The organism is Microbulbifer sp. ABF4_143 (genome assembly GCF_056160225.1).
The window spans coordinates 45822-61790 of record NZ_JBSWWT010000020.1 but is presented as its reverse complement, the minus strand read 5'-3'; the positions used below and the strand labels follow the sequence as shown (position 1 = coordinate 61790).

At 63.6% G+C, this 15969-nt stretch carries 15 protein-coding genes; 10 read left to right on the top strand and 5 right to left on the bottom strand.

Annotated features, from left to right (window positions below; all coding sequences use genetic code 11):
• Positions 1–216 precede the first annotated feature (216 nt).
• On the top strand, positions 217–1200 hold the full coding sequence (locus ACXAF3_RS14885; protein ID WP_475113109.1) for an alpha/beta hydrolase: 984 nt from the start codon (positions 217–219) through the stop codon (positions 1198–1200).
• A gap of 111 nt (positions 1201–1311) precedes the next feature.
• Here the strand turns inward: ACXAF3_RS14885 and rarD are convergent, their stop codons facing one another.
• Positions 1312–2220 carry an EamA family transporter RarD gene (rarD, locus tag ACXAF3_RS14880; RefSeq protein ID WP_475113108.1) on the bottom strand — a complete coding sequence of 303 codons (909 nt, stop codon included), beginning with the start codon at positions 2218–2220 and terminating at the stop codon, positions 1312–1314.
• Between the two features lie 169 nt (positions 2221–2389).
• On the bottom strand, positions 2390–3637 hold the full coding sequence (gene serA / locus ACXAF3_RS14875; protein ID WP_475113107.1) for a phosphoglycerate dehydrogenase: 1248 nt from the start codon (positions 3635–3637) through the stop codon (positions 2390–2392).
• A 160-nt stretch (positions 3638–3797) separates the two neighbouring features.
• On the opposite strand from serA, the gene ACXAF3_RS14870 reads away from it, so the two are divergent.
• The 9 genes from ACXAF3_RS14870 to ACXAF3_RS14830 all read left to right on the top strand — a co-directional run bounded on the left by ACXAF3_RS14870 (position 3798) and on the right by ACXAF3_RS14830 (position 10073).
• Positions 3798–4460 carry a fumarylacetoacetate hydrolase family protein gene (locus ACXAF3_RS14870; protein ID WP_475113106.1) on the top strand — a complete coding sequence of 221 codons (663 nt, stop codon included), beginning with the start codon at positions 3798–3800 and terminating at the stop codon, positions 4458–4460.
• A 213-nt stretch (positions 4461–4673) separates the two neighbouring features.
• Positions 4674–6182 (top strand): aldehyde dehydrogenase, encoded by a 1509-nt coding sequence (locus tag ACXAF3_RS14865; protein WP_475113105.1) that lies wholly within the window; start codon positions 4674–4676, stop codon positions 6180–6182.
• 257 nt (positions 6183–6439) lie between these two features.
• Positions 6440–6790: a hypothetical protein gene (locus ACXAF3_RS14860; protein WP_475113104.1), complete on the top strand. Its 351-nt coding sequence runs from the start codon at positions 6440–6442 to the stop codon at positions 6788–6790.
• Positions 6791–6887: 97 nt separating this feature from the next.
• Positions 6888–7202: a putative signal transducing protein gene (locus tag ACXAF3_RS14855; protein ID WP_475113103.1), complete on the top strand. Its 315-nt coding sequence runs from the start codon at positions 6888–6890 to the stop codon at positions 7200–7202.
• Positions 7203–7205: 3 nt separating this feature from the next.
• Entirely contained in the window at positions 7206–7610 is a 405-nt protein-coding gene (locus ACXAF3_RS14850) for a VOC family protein (RefSeq protein ID WP_475113102.1), read from the top strand.
• A gap of 117 nt (positions 7611–7727) precedes the next feature.
• Complete coding sequence (locus ACXAF3_RS14845) at positions 7728–8447, top strand: SIMPL domain-containing protein (RefSeq protein ID WP_475113101.1); 720 nt, start codon at positions 7728–7730, stop codon at positions 8445–8447.
• Positions 8448–8457: 10 nt separating this feature from the next.
• On the top strand, positions 8458–8766 hold the full coding sequence (locus ACXAF3_RS14840) for a hypothetical protein (protein WP_475113100.1): 309 nt from the start codon (positions 8458–8460) through the stop codon (positions 8764–8766).
• Between the two features lie 96 nt (positions 8767–8862).
• Positions 8863–9249, top strand: a complete 387-nt coding sequence (locus tag ACXAF3_RS14835) for a SpoIIAA family protein (protein WP_475113099.1) — start codon at positions 8863–8865, stop codon at positions 9247–9249.
• Positions 9250–9302: 53 nt separating this feature from the next.
• Positions 9303–10073: a TerC family protein gene (locus ACXAF3_RS14830; RefSeq protein ID WP_475113098.1), complete on the top strand. Its 771-nt coding sequence runs from the start codon at positions 9303–9305 to the stop codon at positions 10071–10073.
• A 408-nt stretch (positions 10074–10481) separates the two neighbouring features.
• Here the strand turns inward: ACXAF3_RS14830 and ACXAF3_RS14825 are convergent, their stop codons facing one another.
• The 3 genes from ACXAF3_RS14825 to ACXAF3_RS14815 form a co-directional block, all read right to left on the bottom strand.
• Entirely contained in the window at positions 10482–12695 is a 2214-nt protein-coding gene (locus ACXAF3_RS14825) for a serine hydrolase domain-containing protein (RefSeq protein ID WP_475113097.1), read from the bottom strand.
• A 66-nt stretch (positions 12696–12761) separates the two neighbouring features.
• Positions 12762–15263 carry a choice-of-anchor D domain-containing protein gene (locus tag ACXAF3_RS14820; RefSeq protein WP_475113096.1) on the bottom strand — a complete coding sequence of 834 codons (2502 nt, stop codon included), beginning with the start codon at positions 15261–15263 and terminating at the stop codon, positions 12762–12764.
• Positions 15264–15461: 198 nt separating this feature from the next.
• Positions 15462–15932 (bottom strand): phosphate-starvation-inducible PsiE family protein, encoded by a 471-nt coding sequence (locus tag ACXAF3_RS14815; protein ID WP_475113095.1) that lies wholly within the window; start codon positions 15930–15932, stop codon positions 15462–15464.
• Positions 15933–15969: the final 37 nt, after the last annotated feature.

Below are 15969 nucleotides of genomic sequence, written 5' to 3'. Positions count from 1 at the left end.
GAGAGGGACCTCGCAGACAAGCCTGCAGGGATGTATTTACGGCGTGTCCCGCAAAAAGCCACCGGTAGCAGGGCTGCCACTGGGCTGGCTACGAAGCGGCTCCCATCACCAGCGGGTGAACACAAGGTTCGTTCCAGCCGCTATTCGCGGCGCCTCCGGCCCCTACCTATATCTCGTCCGCACTACCCCCGATCAAAATGCAGTACCATTAAACCAATGGACCTACTGCAAGACATCACCACCCTGGAACACAGCCCGGTCATCCAGCGCCCGGACTACTCCGCCCTGCGCGAGCAGTTGCCGGCGCTGGATTTCAGCCGTGGCGACGAGGGGCCGCTGTTGCCGGCGCTGCAGGAGTATCGCAACTACTACCACCTGCAGTTTCCGCTGGCCAGCAGGACCGGCGTCGGCACCTTCACCGCCGCCGGCTTCGAACTGGTGGCCCAGTACTGGTTGGTGGAAAAGCCGCGCGGCACCCTGTTTATCTGCCACGGCTATTTCGATCACACCGGTATCTACGGCGCGGCGGTGCGCTTCGGCCTCGAACGCAACCTGAATGTGGTGATCTTCGACTTCCCCGGCCACGGTCTGTCCAGTGGCGAGCCGGTGGCCATAGACACCTTCCTGCAGTACCGCCAGGTACTGGAGACCCTGTTGCATATCGCCCGCGACAAGCTGCCGGGTCCCTGGCACGCGCTGGGGCAGAGCACCGGCGGTGCGGCGCTGCTGGCGCATCTGCAGTACAGCCGCTGGCAGCCGTTCGACAAGGTCTTCCTGCTGGCGCCGCTGGTGCGCCCGGCGCGCTGGCACCTGCGCAAGTGGATGTACTACCTGGGGCGCTTCTTCCTGGTGGCCCCGGACCGCGGTTTCAATATCAACACCCACGACGCCGAGTTCGCGCGCCGCCAGGCACACCGGGATCCGCTGCAGTCGCCGGTGATGTCGATGCGCTGGCTGGGCGCGATGGTGGACTGGCTGAAGACCTTCCCCAAGACCGCGAAAAATCCCAAACCGGTACTGGTCGTGCAGGGCACCGGCGACGAGACCGTCTCCTGGCGCTACAACATGCGGGTTATCCGCGACCGCTTCCCGAACAGCAAGCGCGTGATCGTGCGCGGTGCCCGCCACCAGATGATCAACGAGACCCAGCCCTACCGGCACCAGATACTCAAGGCGCTGGACGACTGGCTGAACGCCTAATTGACGTGACTACCTTGTAGGAGCGGCCCATGGCCGCAATCAATTTTTCCGTACTCTGCGGAAACTGATCGCGGCCATGGGCCGCTCCTACAGGGTTTTGATACGGGCGGATCAAATTACCGCTTTTTTCTGCAGTTGCAGTTTCCGCCGCTGCGCCAGCGCATTCAGCGTATAGAGCAGCAGCCCCAGCCACACGAAGCCGAAGGTGACCAGCTTGCCCTCGCCAAAGGGTTCGCCGAACAGCAGAGTCGCGATCAGCAGCATCAGCGTCGGCGCCAGGTACTGCAGGAAGCCGACCGTGGACAGGTTCAGCCGGCGCGCGGCGATATTGAACAGCAGCAGCGGCGTCAGGGTGACCGGCCCGGCCAGCAACAGCAGGCCGTTCAGCTGCCAGCCGTTGTCGAGCAGGTTGCTGGTCGGGCTCGCGCTCCACAGCAGGTAGAGCAGCGCCAGCGGCAGCATGTACAGCGTCTCGATGGCCAGCCCGGTCAGGCTCTCCACCGGCGCGCGCTTGCGCACCAGGCCGTAGAAGCCGAAGGACAGCGCCAGGAACAGCGCCACCACCGGCACCCGCCCGAACTGCCACAGCTCGTGGGCGATACCCGCCGCGGCCAGCGCCACCGCCAGCCACTGCAGGCGCCGCAGCCGCTCGCCCAGTACCAGTACGCCGAGCAGCACATTGATCAGCGGGTTGATGTAGTAGCCGAGGCTCGCGTCCAGCAGGTGGACGTTGGTGATGGCCCAGATAAACACCAGCCAGTTGCTGCCGATCAGCAGCGTGGACAGGGCCAGGGTGCGCATCTTCTTGCCGTCGCGCAATGTCGCGGTGAAATCGGAAAACCTGCCGATCAGCAGCAGAATCGCCAGTGCCAGCACCAGCGACCAGATGCTGCGGTGGGCGAGAATTTCCGCCGCCCCGATGCCGTCCAGCAGTTTGAAGTAAAGGGGCGCCAGCCCCCAGAGGAGGAAGGCGGCAACGCCGGCGAGCAGGCCGGCCGCGGCGGAATCGTGATTGCGCAAGGGAGTACACCTGATAGAGGGACTGGGGGCGCCGAGCTTCGGCTCGGCCTGCGGGCCACGGGCCCGCTCTGGGAATGGCGCAATTGTAGAAGCGGCCGCTGGCCGCGATCAATCTCCGGCGCAATTCGGGGGCCGAATATGGCCAGAGACCGATCAAACAGAGAGAAAATCAGAAGAGCACGCGGCAGCGCAGCGTGCCGGGAATATTCTTCAGCTTCTCCAGCGCCAGGTCCGAGTACTCCGCGTCCACGTCGATAACCACATAGCCGAGGGTCTCGTTGGTCTGCAGGAACTGCGCCGAGATATTGATGTTGTTGTCCGAGAACACCTGGTTGATGGCGCCGAGCACGCCGGGCACATTCTTGTGGATATGCAGCAGCCGGTGCGCGCCCACATGGCCCGGCAGGGCCACTTCCGGGAAGTTGACCGAGCTGGTGGTGGTGCCGTTGTCGGAGTAGTGGGCCAGCTTCTCCGCCACCTCGGTGCCGATATTCTCCTGCGCCTCCATGGTGGAGCCGCCGATATGGGGCGTCAGCAGCGCATTGTCGATACCGCGCAGCGGCGACACGAACTCGTCGTCGTTGCCGCGCGGCTCCACCGGGAACACATCGATGGCCGCGCCGGCCAGGTGGCCGCTCTTCAGCGCCTCCGCCAGCGCATCGATATCCACCACGGTGCCGCGGGAGGCGTTCAGCAGGATAGCGCCGGGTTTCATCTGCGCTATCTGCTTGGCGCCGATCATCCACTTGGTGGACGGCAGCTCCGGCACGTGCAGGGAGACCACATCCGCCTCGCCGAGCAGTTCGTCCAGCGAGGTGATCTGGGTGGCGTTGCCGAGCGGCAGCTTGGTGATCACGTCGTAGAAGATCACGCGCATACCCATGGCCTCGGCCATCACCGACACCTGGGAGCCGATGGCGCCGTAGCCGACGATGCCCAGGGTCTTGCCGCGCGCCTCGTAGGAGCCGGCGGCGGACTTGAGCCAGCCGCCGCGGTGGCAGACGGCGTTCTTCTCGGGGATGCCGCGCAGCATCAGGATGGTCTCGGCGATGATCAGCTCGGCCACGCTGCGGGTGTTGGAATAGGGCGCGTTGAACACCGCGATGCCGAGCTCGGTGGCCGCCTGCAGGTCCACCTGGTTGGTGCCGATACAGAAGCAGCCGATCGCGACCAGCTTGGGCGCACTCTCCAATACCTTGCGGGTCAGCTGGGTGCGGGAGCGGATACCGACAAAGTGGGCGTCGGCGATCTTCTCGATCAGCTGGTCTTCCGGCAGCGAGGTCTTCAGGTACTCCACATTGGTGTAGCCGCGGGACGCCAGCAGATCGATGGCGGACTGGTGCACGCCCTCCAGCAGCAGTATGCGGATCTTGTCTTTTTGCAGGGACTCTTTTTGATCGGGACTGGGCGGGGCCATAATCTATCTCTTCACTGAGCGCGAACAGCGCGATGGATCGGCGTCTGTTCGGATGGAATCACTTCTTGGGAACGCCGGGAACCCGGCGAAGGCGCGATCATACCACAAGCTGATTCTGTCGCTTTATTCGAAATCCCTATCCTAACTATCGAAAACAGTTATGTACGCACACCAATTCACCTGTGGTACCGACCCGGGCCTGCCCCTGGGCAAGATCGTCTGCGTCGGGCGCAATTACGCCGATCACGCCGCCGAACTGAACAACCCGGTGCCGGAGGCGCCGCTGCTGTTTATCAAGCCCGCCACCAGCGCGGTGCCGATGGCGGAGCCGATTCACCTGCCGGTGGGCCGCGGCAGCTGCCACTTCGAAGGGGAGCTGGCGCTGCTGATCGGCAGGCGGCTCGGCGGCGCCAACGCGTCCGAGGTGCCGGCGGCGATAGCCGGCCTGGGCCTGGCCCTGGACCTGACGCTGCGCGAGCTGCAGTCGCAACTAAAAAAGGACGGCCACCCCTGGGAGAAGGCCAAGGGCTTCGACGGCGCCTGCCCGCTGTCGCCCTTCGTCAAGCTGGACTGGGCGCCGGACTGGGACAATCTCAGCTACTCTCTGTGGCTGAACGGCGAGCTGCGCCAGCGCGGCAAGACCGCGCACATGCTGACGCCGATCCTCGACCTGGTGGCCTATATCAGCGGCCATTTCACGCTGCTGCCCGGAGATGTGGTGCTGACCGGCACGCCCGCCGGCGTCGGCGAACTGCTGGACGGCGACCGCATCGCGATGCAGCTGGAGGACGACTGGCTGCGGGTGGAGACGGCGGTGGCCTGAGCGGGCGAACATATGGTTCGTTCGTGCCACTCCAGGTAGTCGCGGCGCCTTCGGCCCTACAATTGGTTTCTGGCTTTTCCTATAAGGCCGGCCGTAGGGGCGGACCTCGCCCGACTGAACCTGGCGGTTGCGGCAAGACTTCTGATACTCTTTGATTTGTGATCACATTTTCGGTATAAACCGAACAATAATTCAATTTTTAAGAGGTGTGCCATGTCAGCGCTACAAAAGACTCCCCAAACCCTGCAGGAATGGCAGGCCCTGGCGGCCGGCCTCGAGATAGAGGGCCGCGCCTTTATCAACGGCGAATATGTGGACGCCCTGGGGGGCCAGACCCGCCCCACGATCAATCCGGCGAATGGCGAGGAGCTGGCGCAGATCGCCAGCTGCGGCCCGGAGGACGCGGATCTGGCGGTCAAGGTGGCGCGCGAGACCTTCGAATCCGGTGTCTGGTCCGGGATGCCGCCGATGGAGCGCAAGAAAATCCTGGTGCGCTTCGCCGAGCTGATCGAGCAGAACAGGGTGGAAATCGCGCTGCTCGAGAGCCTCGACGCCGGCAAGCCGATCAGCGACACCATGAATGTGGACGTGCCCGGCGCGGTGACCACCATCCGCTGGAACGGCGAGGCCATCGACAAGCTCTACGACGAAGTGGCCCCGACGGGCCCGAATGAACTGGGCCTGGTCACGCGCATGCCGCTGGGGGTGGTCGCGGCGATTGTGCCCTGGAACTTCCCGCTGTCCACCACCGCCTGGAAGTTGGGGCCGGCGCTCGCCACCGGCAACAGCGTGATTCTGAAGCCCGCCTCCAACACGCCGCTGACCGCGATCCGCCTCGCCGGCTTGGCGAAAGAGGCCGGTCTGCCGGACGGCGTGCTGAACGTACTGCCGGGCCCCGGCAGCAGCCTCGGCAAGGCGCTGGGTCTGCATATGGATATCGACTGCCTGACCTTCACCGGCTCCACCGAGGTGGGCAAGACGCTGACCGAGTACTCCGGCCAGTCCAACCTGAAGCGCACCTTCCTCGAGCTGGGGGGCAAGAGCCCGAATATCGTCTTCGCCGACGCGGACCTGGACAAGGCCGCCGAGGCCGCGGCCCTGGCGATCTTCTACAACCAGGGCGAGACCTGCACCGCCGGTTCGCGCCTACTGGTGGAAAAATCCATCGCCGACGAATTTATCCAGAAGGTGGCCAGGGCCAGTGAGCGCTTCAAGCCCGGCCACCCGCAGGATCCGAATACCGTCATGGGGGCGCTGATCGACCAGAGCCAGTTCGACACCGTCGAGTTCTACGTGGCCAAGGGCCTGGAGCAGGGCGCGCAGCTGGTGTGCGGCGGCAGACCGGCGGCCGCGGTCGAGGGCGGTCACTACTACGAGCCGACCGTGTTCCGCGGCGTGACCGGCGACATGACCATCGCCCGCGAGGAGATCTTCGGCCCGGTGCTGTCGGTGATCGAGTTCGAGACCGAAGAGGAGGCGCTGCGCATCGCCAACGATTCCATCTACGGCCTCGCCGCCGGTGTCTGGACCCACAACCTCGGCCGCGCCCACCGCATGGCGCAGAGTCTGCGCGCCGGTTCCGTGTGGATCAACAACTACTTCGGCGGCGACATCACCGTACCCTTCGGCGGCTTCAAGCAGTCCGGCAACGGCCGCGACAAGTCGCTGCACGCGCTGGACAAGTACTGCGAGCTGAAGTCCACCTGGATCGATCTCGGTTAACCGCGCTATTGCCTGAGGGCCGGATTTTCGGCCCGACTCCTGCTTGGGCCGCAACTGCGGCCTTTTTTATTTTCCAATCCCGGTGGCGCATATCTCCTCGGTCGGCTATACCTAAGGAACCTCTGATTAAGTCCGTAATGTCTCTGGCTTTCAGAGGTTCCCTAATTTGTTGCTTATTCTGTTGAACCTGGCGACCTGCTCACCGCGGCGGCCGACCGGCCGCCGCACTGTTTTTGCGACCGCGTGGAAGGCTCCGGATGAAACCCGCTCTGCTGTTTTTGGCCGCGTTCCTGTCTGCGACTGCCGGCGCCGATCCGGCCCGCTTGTTCGGCGAGATCGACGGGCTTGTCGCCGTCGATGGCCCGCGCCCCCAGGGCAAGCGGGGCGATTGGATTCAGCTGTTTGTCTGCCGTGGCGAAAAAGTCAAAGCGGGCCAGCGGCTCGCAATTCAACGAAATACCTTCGGGCGCGTAGTGCAGGAATATGTCGCCGGTGCCAGCGGTCGTGTGACGGTCGCTGGCCGCGTCGGCCTCGGGTCTGTCGAGACCATTGTGGAAATCGGCACTACTCCCGTCGGGGATGTCTGTCAGGGCGCAGTCTGCCCCTGAATTACTGCGAACTGAGCGCGGGAGACGGCCAACTCGATTGTGAGTTGCCGGCCGGCGCTGGTACTCTCGGAGTTGTATTCGCGACTCTCTCCCTTCGATGAAACTGATCTACACCCACGAAAACCGCCTGCTGGTGGAGCTGGCCAGGAGCCGGCTGGAAGTCGCCGGTATCCCGGTGTTGCTGAAAAACGAGTTCGCCCAGGGCGCTTCCGGTGAACTGGCGCCGAACCAGGTGTGGCCGGAACTCTGGCTCCAGCGGGAGCGGGACTACGAGCGCGCACTCAGACTCCTGGCCGATGCCGGGGCGGAACAGGTCTCCTGGCGCTGCCGCGACTGCGGCGAGGAAAACGGCGCGGCCTTCGATTACTGCTGGAACTGCGAGCGGCCGCGGCCCGCCGGCGCAGGGAGGTGAGCTATGCAGTTTCTGATCAATATCGATGTCGATGACCTGGCGCGGGCGGTCGACTTCTACAGCGAGGCCTTCGGTCTGCATGTCGGTCGCCGTTTCGGTACCTCCGGAGTGGAGATGCTCGGCGGCAATGCACCCCTCTACCTGCTGGCCAAGGAGGCCGGCAGTCAGGCTGTGGAGCCGCTGATGCAGATACGCCGCTATGAGCGCCACTGGACGCCGGTGCACCTGGATATGGTGGTGGACGATGTTGAGGCTGCGGTCGAACGGGCGCTGGCTGCCGGCGCGAAACTGGAGGGCGAAATCCGGGTCAATACATGGGGCGCGATTGCCGGCCTGTCCGATCCCTTCGGTCACGGCTTCTGCCTGTTGGAATTCCGCGGTCGCGGCTACGACGAGATCTGCCTCTGATTCAGCCCCGATTCAGCGCGCGAGGGCGATCCTTGCTTCTGCGTCCGATGGATACCCCAATCTGCGCCGGGCGCAGCGCGCGTTCGCCCTTTCCCGGCAGAACCTATGGAAACGACAATGAAATCACACGACACCACCGCCGCGCTGCTCCTCGGCGCCGGCATACTGCTCGGTCTGGCCGCCCTCGGCCACCTGCTCGGCACCGCGGTGGACAAATTCAAAGGCTATGAGCGCACCGTGACCGTCAAGGGGTTGGCGGAGCGGGAGGTGCCGGCGGATATCGTGATCTGGCCGATCCAGTTCACCGCCGCCAGCAACGATTTGCCGTCCCTGTACCAGAGTATTGCCGACAGCAGCAAGCGCATCGAGCGCTTCCTCGGCGACCGGGGCATAGCGCCGGAGTCGATTTCGATCTCGCTGCCGGCGGTTACCGACAAGTCCGCGCAGCAGTATGGCGGTGGACCGCGCCCGGAGTTCCGCTACACGGCGCTGCAAACGGTGACCGTCTACTCGGACCGGGTGGACAAGGTGCGCGCGGCAATGCGCGGTCTGGCGGACCTGGGCAAGGAGGGGATCGCCTTCACCAGCAACAACTACCAGGGGCAGATCGAATACATCTTTACCGGCTTGAACGAGATCAAGCCGCAGATGGTGGAACAGGCCACCGTGGCGGCGCGACAGGTCGCACAGAAATTTGCCGAGGACTCCGATAGCGTACTGGGCAAGATCAAGCGCGCCTCCCAGGGCCAGTTCAGCATCGGCGACCGGGACAAGAACAACCCCCATATCAAGAAGGTGCGCGTCGTCTCCACCGTTGAGTACTACCTTTCCGACTGAGGGAAACCGCATGTACAGATCCGCAATCGCCGCAGGCCTGGGCCTGCTCCTGGCCCTGCCATCCGCCGGCGCGCTGGCCAAACCCGACAGAGAGCTGCCGCCGGGCCTGCAGAAGAAAGCCGAGCGCGGCGGTGAGCTGCCGCCGGGCTGGAAAAAGAAACTGCAGGTGGGCGCCATACTGGAGCCGGAGCTCTACCACCACGGCGTAGTCATCAAGCCGGTCGACAAATACGGCCTGGTCACCATCAGTATCGAGGGCGAGGTAGTGCGCCTGATGCACCACACCCGCGAGATCGTCGAGATTCTCGGCCACCACTGATGCCCGCGCGGCCCGCGGCCCCGCGGGCCCTTTCCCCGCTCCCAATAGCGCTGTCGCGACACTATAAATTCCCTGAACTGCCTGCGGAGTAGCCCTATGAGTGCGCAACGTCACGGTGTGTCGATCGGCCTGGAGCGCAGCGACGGCGAGTTTTTTCTGACCATGCGCGTGCGCGGCAAGCTGCGTCACGAAGACTACGAGTCCCTGGTGCCGATGCTCGAATCCGCCATCGCCGGCGTGGAGCACCCGAAGATCAATGTCTTCTTCGACGCGACGGAGATGGAGGGCTGGGAGCCGCGCGCGGCCTGGGACGATCTCAAGCTGGGGGTCAAGCACGGGCGCGAGTTCAACCGCATCGCCCTGGTCGGCAACCGCCGCTGGCAGGAGGTGGCGGCCAAGGCGGGCAGCTGGTTTATCGGCGGCGAGGCGCGCTATTTCGAGGACGAGGCTGAGGCCATGGCCTGGCTGCACGAAGACGCCTGAACGAATAGAATAGCCCGTTCAAATAATTCCCCTGTGTAAAAAGGAATTTTCCTATGTTTGAATGGGTGGCCGATCCGCAGGCCTGGATTGCGCTGGCGACGCTGGCGGCACTGGAAATCGTCCTCGGTATCGACAACATCATCTTTATTTCCATCCTCGTCGGACGCCTGCCGGAAAAGCAGCGCGAACCGGCGCGCTTTATCGGCCTGACCCTGGCCATGGTCACGCGCCTGGCGCTGCTGTTCTCCATTGTCTGGATCATGGGGCTGGTGGAGCCCTGGTTCACCCTGTTCGGCATGGAAATCTCGGGCCGCGACGTGATCCTGATCGGTGGCGGACTGTTCCTGTTGGCCAAGGCCACCCACGAGATCCACAACAGTCTCGAGGGTGCCGAGGGTGGTGGCGGCTCAGTAGCCGCGGCCGGTTTTGGTATGGTGCTGCTGCAGATAGCGATACTGGATATCGTCTTCTCGCTGGATTCGGTCATCACCGCGGTGGGTCTGGTGGACGAGATTTCCATCATGGCGGTGGCGATTATTCTCGCGGTGATCGTGATGCTGGTGGCGGCCAAGCCGATCGGCGATTTCGTCGACCGCCACCCGACGGTGAAGATGCTCGCGCTGTCCTTCCTGATCATGGTGGGCCTGACGCTGATCGTCGAGGGCTTCGACGTGCATGTGCCCAAGGGCTATATCTATTTCGCGATGGCGTTTTCTATGGCCGTGGAGCTGCTCAACCTGCGCCTGCGCAGCAAGAGAGAAAGCCAGACCCCGCCGGTGCAACTGCACAAGCCCTACCGGGAGGAGAACGCGGAGGCGGGTTGAAGCCTGTCTCAGAGTGTTGATACGTTCTGAGCCGGTGCGGTGGCGGCTAGCACTTTGCCTTAAATTCTGGCGGTGGAACTTCGTCAGCAACCTGAGGCGGGCCGAACCCGCCTTTTTCCACTGAATCGGGCCTGTAGGGGCCGAAGGCGCCGCGAATACCTGGAGCGGCTGGAACGAACCTTGTATTCGCTCTTGTTCCGTGGGGGCGTCAGAAACCTCAGCCACTCAGTCCGCTCAGTGGCGGCTCTGCCAGCGGGAGCACCTCGCGAGACACGCCGTAAATACATCCCTGTAGGCTTGTCGGCGAGGTCCCTCTCGCCGACAGTCTCGCGAGGTGCTCCCGCTGGCAGAGCCTTCGCATCAACGAGCGGACTCCGTCGACCTTTAGGGCGAACACAAGGTTCGCCCCTACTGACAGGCGCTGCGAATTCCGTGCGCCTCCTGCACTGCTTCCAGCCAGTAGTAGGTGTCGTTGTCGCTGAAGTAGTAGTAGACACTGTCATTCGGCAACAGCACCACGGTAATCCCGCCGAAGCCGGATAAAAACGGAATCCACTGGTCGCCGCTGCAGCCGCTCAGCTCACTGGCCACATTGTGCGCCCAGAAACCGTTGTTATAGCGGTAGCCCGCCAGCGGCACTGTGCCGGTGTCGGAGGCCGAGCGCTGCAGTGCCGCGTCAAGTTGCGCGCTGTCCAGCATCTGCTGGCCGCCGATCCTGCCGTCGTCGATACCGACGAAGCTCGCGATCTTGGCGATATCGTCCGGCAGCCAGATCAGTCCCCAGCCCGCAAACGGCTGTGCCACCGCATCGTAGGTGCGGCGTGTATAGTGGCCGGTGGGGCCGACGCCGATCGGCTTCCACAATTCCTCGACGATGACATCGGTAAAGATATCCGCTCCGCTGCCCTGCCGGTCCTGCAAATAGGTGTTCATCAAGGTGCCGGCGATATAGGTATCCGAGGTGTGGTAGACCCACTGGCTGCCCGGCGTGGCCTTGCGCGCGTACTGGGTGCAGCTGTAGTTGAGCTTGGCGGCGTGGCTGTCCACCAGGAACAGGTTGTCGGTGTGGCCCGCGCCCTCGTCCTCCATATAGGCGGCGCTGCCGTAGTTGCCGGTGGCCATATCCAGCAGATTGTCCAGCGTCACGTCACTCCAGTTGCCGTTGCCGGAACAGTCGCCCACATAGTCGGCGACGATGCTGTTGCGCAGGCCCGGATAGCGTTTTTCCAGGCGCATCATCGCCACGCCGGCGAACAGCGACTTGGCGGTGGAGTAGGAGGGCACCACCAGGGATTCGCAGTAGGGATAGTCGCCGTTGCGGGTTGCGCAGGCGCCGCGGTAGTGGGTGCCGTCTATGACGAAGCCGGCGGTGCTGATATGGCTGGCGTCGGTGCCGTTGGGTGCTTCGAAGGCGCCGACATCGGTGCCCGGGTAATCGGCGGCGAGCGCCGACAGCGGCTTCACCGGCAGGCGCGCGGCGATTTCGTCCTGGTAGTCGGCGATTAGCTGGCTCTGGCCGGCGATCGTCTGCGGCGTATAGGTGGCCGGGAGCAGCCCCCACCAGTCCGCCTTGAAATAGAGACAGGTCTCGCTGCTGATCTGGTAGGCCACCTTGGACACGGCGCCGTCGCCTTTGAACAGGAAGGACATGACCCCGTTGTGCACGCAGTTGGCGTTGCGCTGCAGTAGCGCAAACGGAATGGCCGCGCGGCTGTAGCCGTTGTCACCGCTCTCCTGCCACACGCGCCCCGGTGTCAGCACATACTCCCAGTTGGGATGCGCGCTCGGGATGGCGCCGCGTTCGAGCGGAAAGATATGGCTGCCGGTTTGCAAAAACTGAAAATCGAATTCCGGCAGATGTTTGCGGGTGTGGTCGCCGGCACCGGTGTAGTTGTAGGGATCCAGATGTTCGGCGAAGGCGCCTCCGCTCGCTTCGCCCTGCAGCGTCAGTCTGCCGGCGAAGGCGTGCTGCGGGTGCGCCGCCTCCGGCGGTAGCCCGTAGGCAGACAGGTCAACGCGCGCGCCGGGGTCGCTGCCGTTCATCAGCGTATCGTAGCCGAGCAGTGTGCGGTTTACGTTGCCGCTGCCGGTCAGCTGGTCGTAGTAGTCGTCGTTGTTGCCGCCGCCGCTGTCGACCTCGCCGGTGACGAGAATATTGTCGCCGTAGCAGTAGTCGTAGTACTGGTTCACGCTGTTGCGATAACGGATGGTGATCTCGCTTTTGTTGTCCGCATCGATCGCGACGCTGCCGGCGCTGTAGAGGGCGCTGTTGTCCTGGCCGTTGACCAGCGTGATCGCATTGACCCAGCTGTTGCCGCCGTCGTTGGAGACCTCGGCGATACAGCTGTCGCCGTATTCCAGCGCGTAGGCGGCGATATCCAGCGAGATATTCACATTCACATAGCCCAGGGTGGAAAAGCTCAGGCTGGCGCTGCTGCCCGCGCCCTGAATTCCTATCGAATAGTTGCCGTAATAGTAATTGGGATAGACGGTTCCGCTGGTGTTCCAGCCGTTGAGGTCGCCGTCCTGGAAGTCATCGGACACCAGCGTGTCCGCCTTCAGTTGCGACGAGGCGCAGGCGCAGAGGGCCGCGGCCACGACGAGATGTTTGATTATTTTCATGGTCGGATTATTTGTGTAGTGGTCTGTCTGGGCGAACACAAGGTTCGCCCTTACCTGTTGGGATTTTTAGTTGCAGAGGCTGCGGATACCGTGCGCTTCCACGGCCGCGTCCATCCACAAATATTCGTCCTCGTCGGAGAAGTAGTAGTAGACGCTGTTGTTCGGCAGTATCAGCACCGAGATGCCGCCGTAGCCGGACATAAACGGCAGCCACAGGTCACCGCTGCAGCCGGGCAGATTGTCGCTGATCTCGTGGGCCCAGAAGCCGTTGTTGTATTTGTAGTCGGCCAGTGGATCCACGCCGCGGTCACCGGCATCCTTCTGCAGCGCTGCGTTCAGTGCGCTCTGGTCCAGCGCAGACTGGCTGCCGCCGGCGAAGAAGCTGCCGATCTTGGCCACGTCGTCCCTCAGCCACATCAGGCCCCAGCCGGTGAAAGGCTGCGCTACCTGGTCGTAGGTGCGGCGCGTGTACCTGGCAGTAGGGCTTACACCCAGCGGCGCCAGCACTTCGCCGACAAGGATGTCAGTGAAAATATCTGTGCCGCTGCCCTCAATACCCTGCACATAGGCGTTCATCGCGGTACCCAGTATGTAGGTGTCCGAGGTGTGGTAGACCCACTTGCTGCCCGGGTTCGCCTTGCGCGGGTACTCGCTGCAGCTGTAGCCGATCTTGGATGCGTGGTCCTCGGGCAGGAAGAGGTCGTTGGTGTGGCTCGCGCCCTCGTCGCTCATATAGCCGGCCAGCTTGTAGTTACCGGTGGCCATATCCAGCGCATTGCCGAAGGTCACGTCGTCCCAGTTGCCGTTGGCGGCGCAGTCGGGCACATAGTTGCCGATGATCTGGTTGAAGCTGCCGGAATATTTCTGCTCCAGACGCATCAGCGCGCTGCCGGCAAACACCGACTTGGCCGCCGAGTAGGAGGGCACCGCAAGGGATTCGCAGTAGGGGTAGTCGCCGCGGCGCGACGCGCAGCCGCCCACATAGTGGGTGCCGTCGATGACGAAGCCCACCAGGGAAATACTCGCCGGGTCCTTGCCGTTGGGCGCGGCGAACCTGTTCGGATCGGTCCCCGGGTAGTCCGCGGCCAGCGCGCTCAGCGGCTTGGTGGGCATGCGCCCGTTCACTTCGGCCTGGTAGTCGGCGATCAGCTCGGCGCTGTTGTTGACCGTGTGCGGCGTGTAGCCGGCGTCCAGCTGACCCCACATGTCCACCTTGAAGTAGAGGCAGGTTTCCGCGGCTATCTGGTAGGCCACGTCGGATACCGAGCCGTCGTCCTTGAACAGAAAGGTCATCACGCCGTTGTGCATGCAGTTGGCGTTTTTCTGTTGCAGTGCGAAGGGCAGCGCGACGCGGCTGTAACCGCCGTCCCCGTTCTCATTCCAGACGCGCCCGGGCGTCAGCACATACTCCCACTCCGGGTGCGCGCTGGGTATCGAGCCGCGCTGTAGCGGGACAATATGGCTGCCGGTCTGCACGAATTCGAAGTTGAATTCCGGCAGGTGTTTGCGCGTTGTGTCCTGGGAGCCTGTGTAGCGGAAGGTGTCCACATGCTCATCGAAGGCGCCGCCGCTGGCTTCGCCAAACAGCTCCAGGCTGCCCTCGAAGCGGTTTGTCGGCATGGCCGCCTCGGCCGGCAGCGCGTAGTGGCTGTAGTCGACCAGCGCGCCGGGATCGGCGCCGTTGATCAGTGTGTTGAAGGTGAGCTGGCTGCGGTTGACATCGCCGCTGCCCGCGAGCGGATCGAAGTCCTCCACACTGCCACCGCCCTCGCTGGCGCTGCCGGAGAGGTCGATGACGAAACTGCCCTCGTCCGGGTCGTTGGAGCTGACGGTGACAGCGCTATTGAAAGTGCCCTCGGCAGCGGGGGCGAATTCGACGCTGATCTGGCAGCTGCCGGCGGGTGCCACTGTGCCGCAGCTGTTGGCGATAATGCTGAAGGGCGCGGCCGGGTTGCTGACATTTGAGATCACCAGATCGGCGCTGCCGATATTGTCGATCAGTGCGTTCAGCGTGTTGCTGCCTCCCGGCGCGACACTACCGAAATTCAGGCCGGTCGGTCCGTCGATATCCGCTTCGGTCGGCGCGCCGCCGCTGCCGCTCACGGTTACCGACTGGCCGTAGCAGTAGTCGCCGGTGGTGGCACCGGTGCTGCGGAAGCGCAACTGTACCTGCGGGTTATTGTCGATACCGGGCGGCGAACTGCTGGCACTGTAGTGGCTGCCGTCGTCCTGGCCGTTGTATATGGTCAGCGCAGTGGTCCAGCTGCCGCCGCCGTCGGTGGAAATCTCCGCGTAACAGAATTCGCCGTTTTCCAGCGATGTGGCGGACATCGCGAAGTTCACCGCCACCGAGGAAAAACCGGCGGTCGAAAGCGTGCGGGTCGCGCTCGCGGTGGCGCGCAGGCGGATGGACTCGTTGTTGTAGGCATCCACAGTGCCGGACGTGGACCAGCCGCTGATATCGCCATCGGAGAAGTCGTCGGAGAAGATCGTGGCCGCATTCGCGGCCAGCGGCACAGCCAGCGCGGGCGCGAGCAGCGCCAAGCGCAGTTTGGGTAAGAGTTTCATAGTCGCACCTGGTTATTTTTTTATTGAGCGATGGGGCCCGCTGTCGCGGACCGGTTAACACAGAGCGCTAATAAGATGCGGCGGCAGCGGCGGTGCCGTTAGCACCAGCTGCGCAGTAGCGATGGGACCAGTGGGGGCGCCGGTGGGTTTTCGGCGCCGCGTGGCAAAGGGTGAGGCGCAGGGGGCGGCGGGCCGCGCTCAGTCGTCGCGGAGCACTTCGCCGGCCTGTTTTTCCCGCAGTACCCAGTAGGTGACTGCCAGTGCCAGAGTGACGGCCGCCAGCCCGAGCAACAGCTGTGAATCGACGGTTTGCAGATCCATGACGATAAACTTCCGCGCCAGCACCAGCAGTGCGATCAGAATCACCACGGTGGTCTGGATGATGCTCTGTTGCCGCGTCACCACATACTGCAGGGTGTGATTGAATTCCAGCGCGATCAGAAGCGTCAGTATCTCGCCGAAGATGCTCTGGAAAACCCGGTAGTCGAGCGGATCCATCATGCCCAGCAGCAGGCCGGAGACGATCGACAGCGCCAGGCGGAATACGGCCACGACAATGATCAGGCCGATCAGGAAGGTCAGCAGCAGCGCGATGACACTCTCAAATTTCTGGTAGTAGGTCAGCAGCGGCCAATCCTGGCACAGGCGCTTGAGTCCGGACGGGCGCATCGGGGCTCCTCGGGGCGGAAGGGGGTCAGGCTCAGTG

Excerpts from the sequence above, each read along its gene's own strand:
- ACXAF3_RS14885 (WP_475113109.1), top strand. The coding sequence starts at position 217 with ATGGACCTACTGCAAGACATCACCACCCTGGAACACAGCCCGGTCATC.
- serA (WP_475113107.1), bottom strand. The coding sequence starts at position 3,637 with ATGGCCCCGCCCAGTCCCGATCAAAAAGAGTCCCTGCAAAAAGACAAG.
- ACXAF3_RS14870 (WP_475113106.1), top strand. The coding sequence starts at position 3,798 with ATGTACGCACACCAATTCACCTGTGGTACCGACCCGGGCCTGCCCCTG.
- ACXAF3_RS14865 (WP_475113105.1), top strand. The coding sequence starts at position 4,674 with ATGTCAGCGCTACAAAAGACTCCCCAAACCCTGCAGGAATGGCAGGCC.
- ACXAF3_RS14860 (WP_475113104.1), top strand. The coding sequence starts at position 6,440 with ATGAAACCCGCTCTGCTGTTTTTGGCCGCGTTCCTGTCTGCGACTGCC.
- ACXAF3_RS14855 (WP_475113103.1), top strand. The coding sequence starts at position 6,888 with ATGAAACTGATCTACACCCACGAAAACCGCCTGCTGGTGGAGCTGGCC.
- ACXAF3_RS14850 (WP_475113102.1), top strand. The coding sequence starts at position 7,206 with ATGCAGTTTCTGATCAATATCGATGTCGATGACCTGGCGCGGGCGGTC.
- ACXAF3_RS14845 (WP_475113101.1), top strand. The coding sequence starts at position 7,728 with ATGAAATCACACGACACCACCGCCGCGCTGCTCCTCGGCGCCGGCATA.
- ACXAF3_RS14840 (WP_475113100.1), top strand. The coding sequence starts at position 8,458 with ATGTACAGATCCGCAATCGCCGCAGGCCTGGGCCTGCTCCTGGCCCTG.
- ACXAF3_RS14835 (WP_475113099.1), top strand. The coding sequence starts at position 8,863 with ATGAGTGCGCAACGTCACGGTGTGTCGATCGGCCTGGAGCGCAGCGAC.
- ACXAF3_RS14830 (WP_475113098.1), top strand. The coding sequence starts at position 9,303 with ATGTTTGAATGGGTGGCCGATCCGCAGGCCTGGATTGCGCTGGCGACG.
- ACXAF3_RS14825 (WP_475113097.1), bottom strand. The coding sequence starts at position 12,695 with ATGAAAATAATCAAACATCTCGTCGTGGCCGCGGCCCTCTGCGCCTGC.
- ACXAF3_RS14820 (WP_475113096.1), bottom strand. The coding sequence starts at position 15,263 with ATGAAACTCTTACCCAAACTGCGCTTGGCGCTGCTCGCGCCCGCGCTG.
- ACXAF3_RS14815 (WP_475113095.1), bottom strand. The coding sequence starts at position 15,932 with ATGCGCCCGTCCGGACTCAAGCGCCTGTGCCAGGATTGGCCGCTGCTG.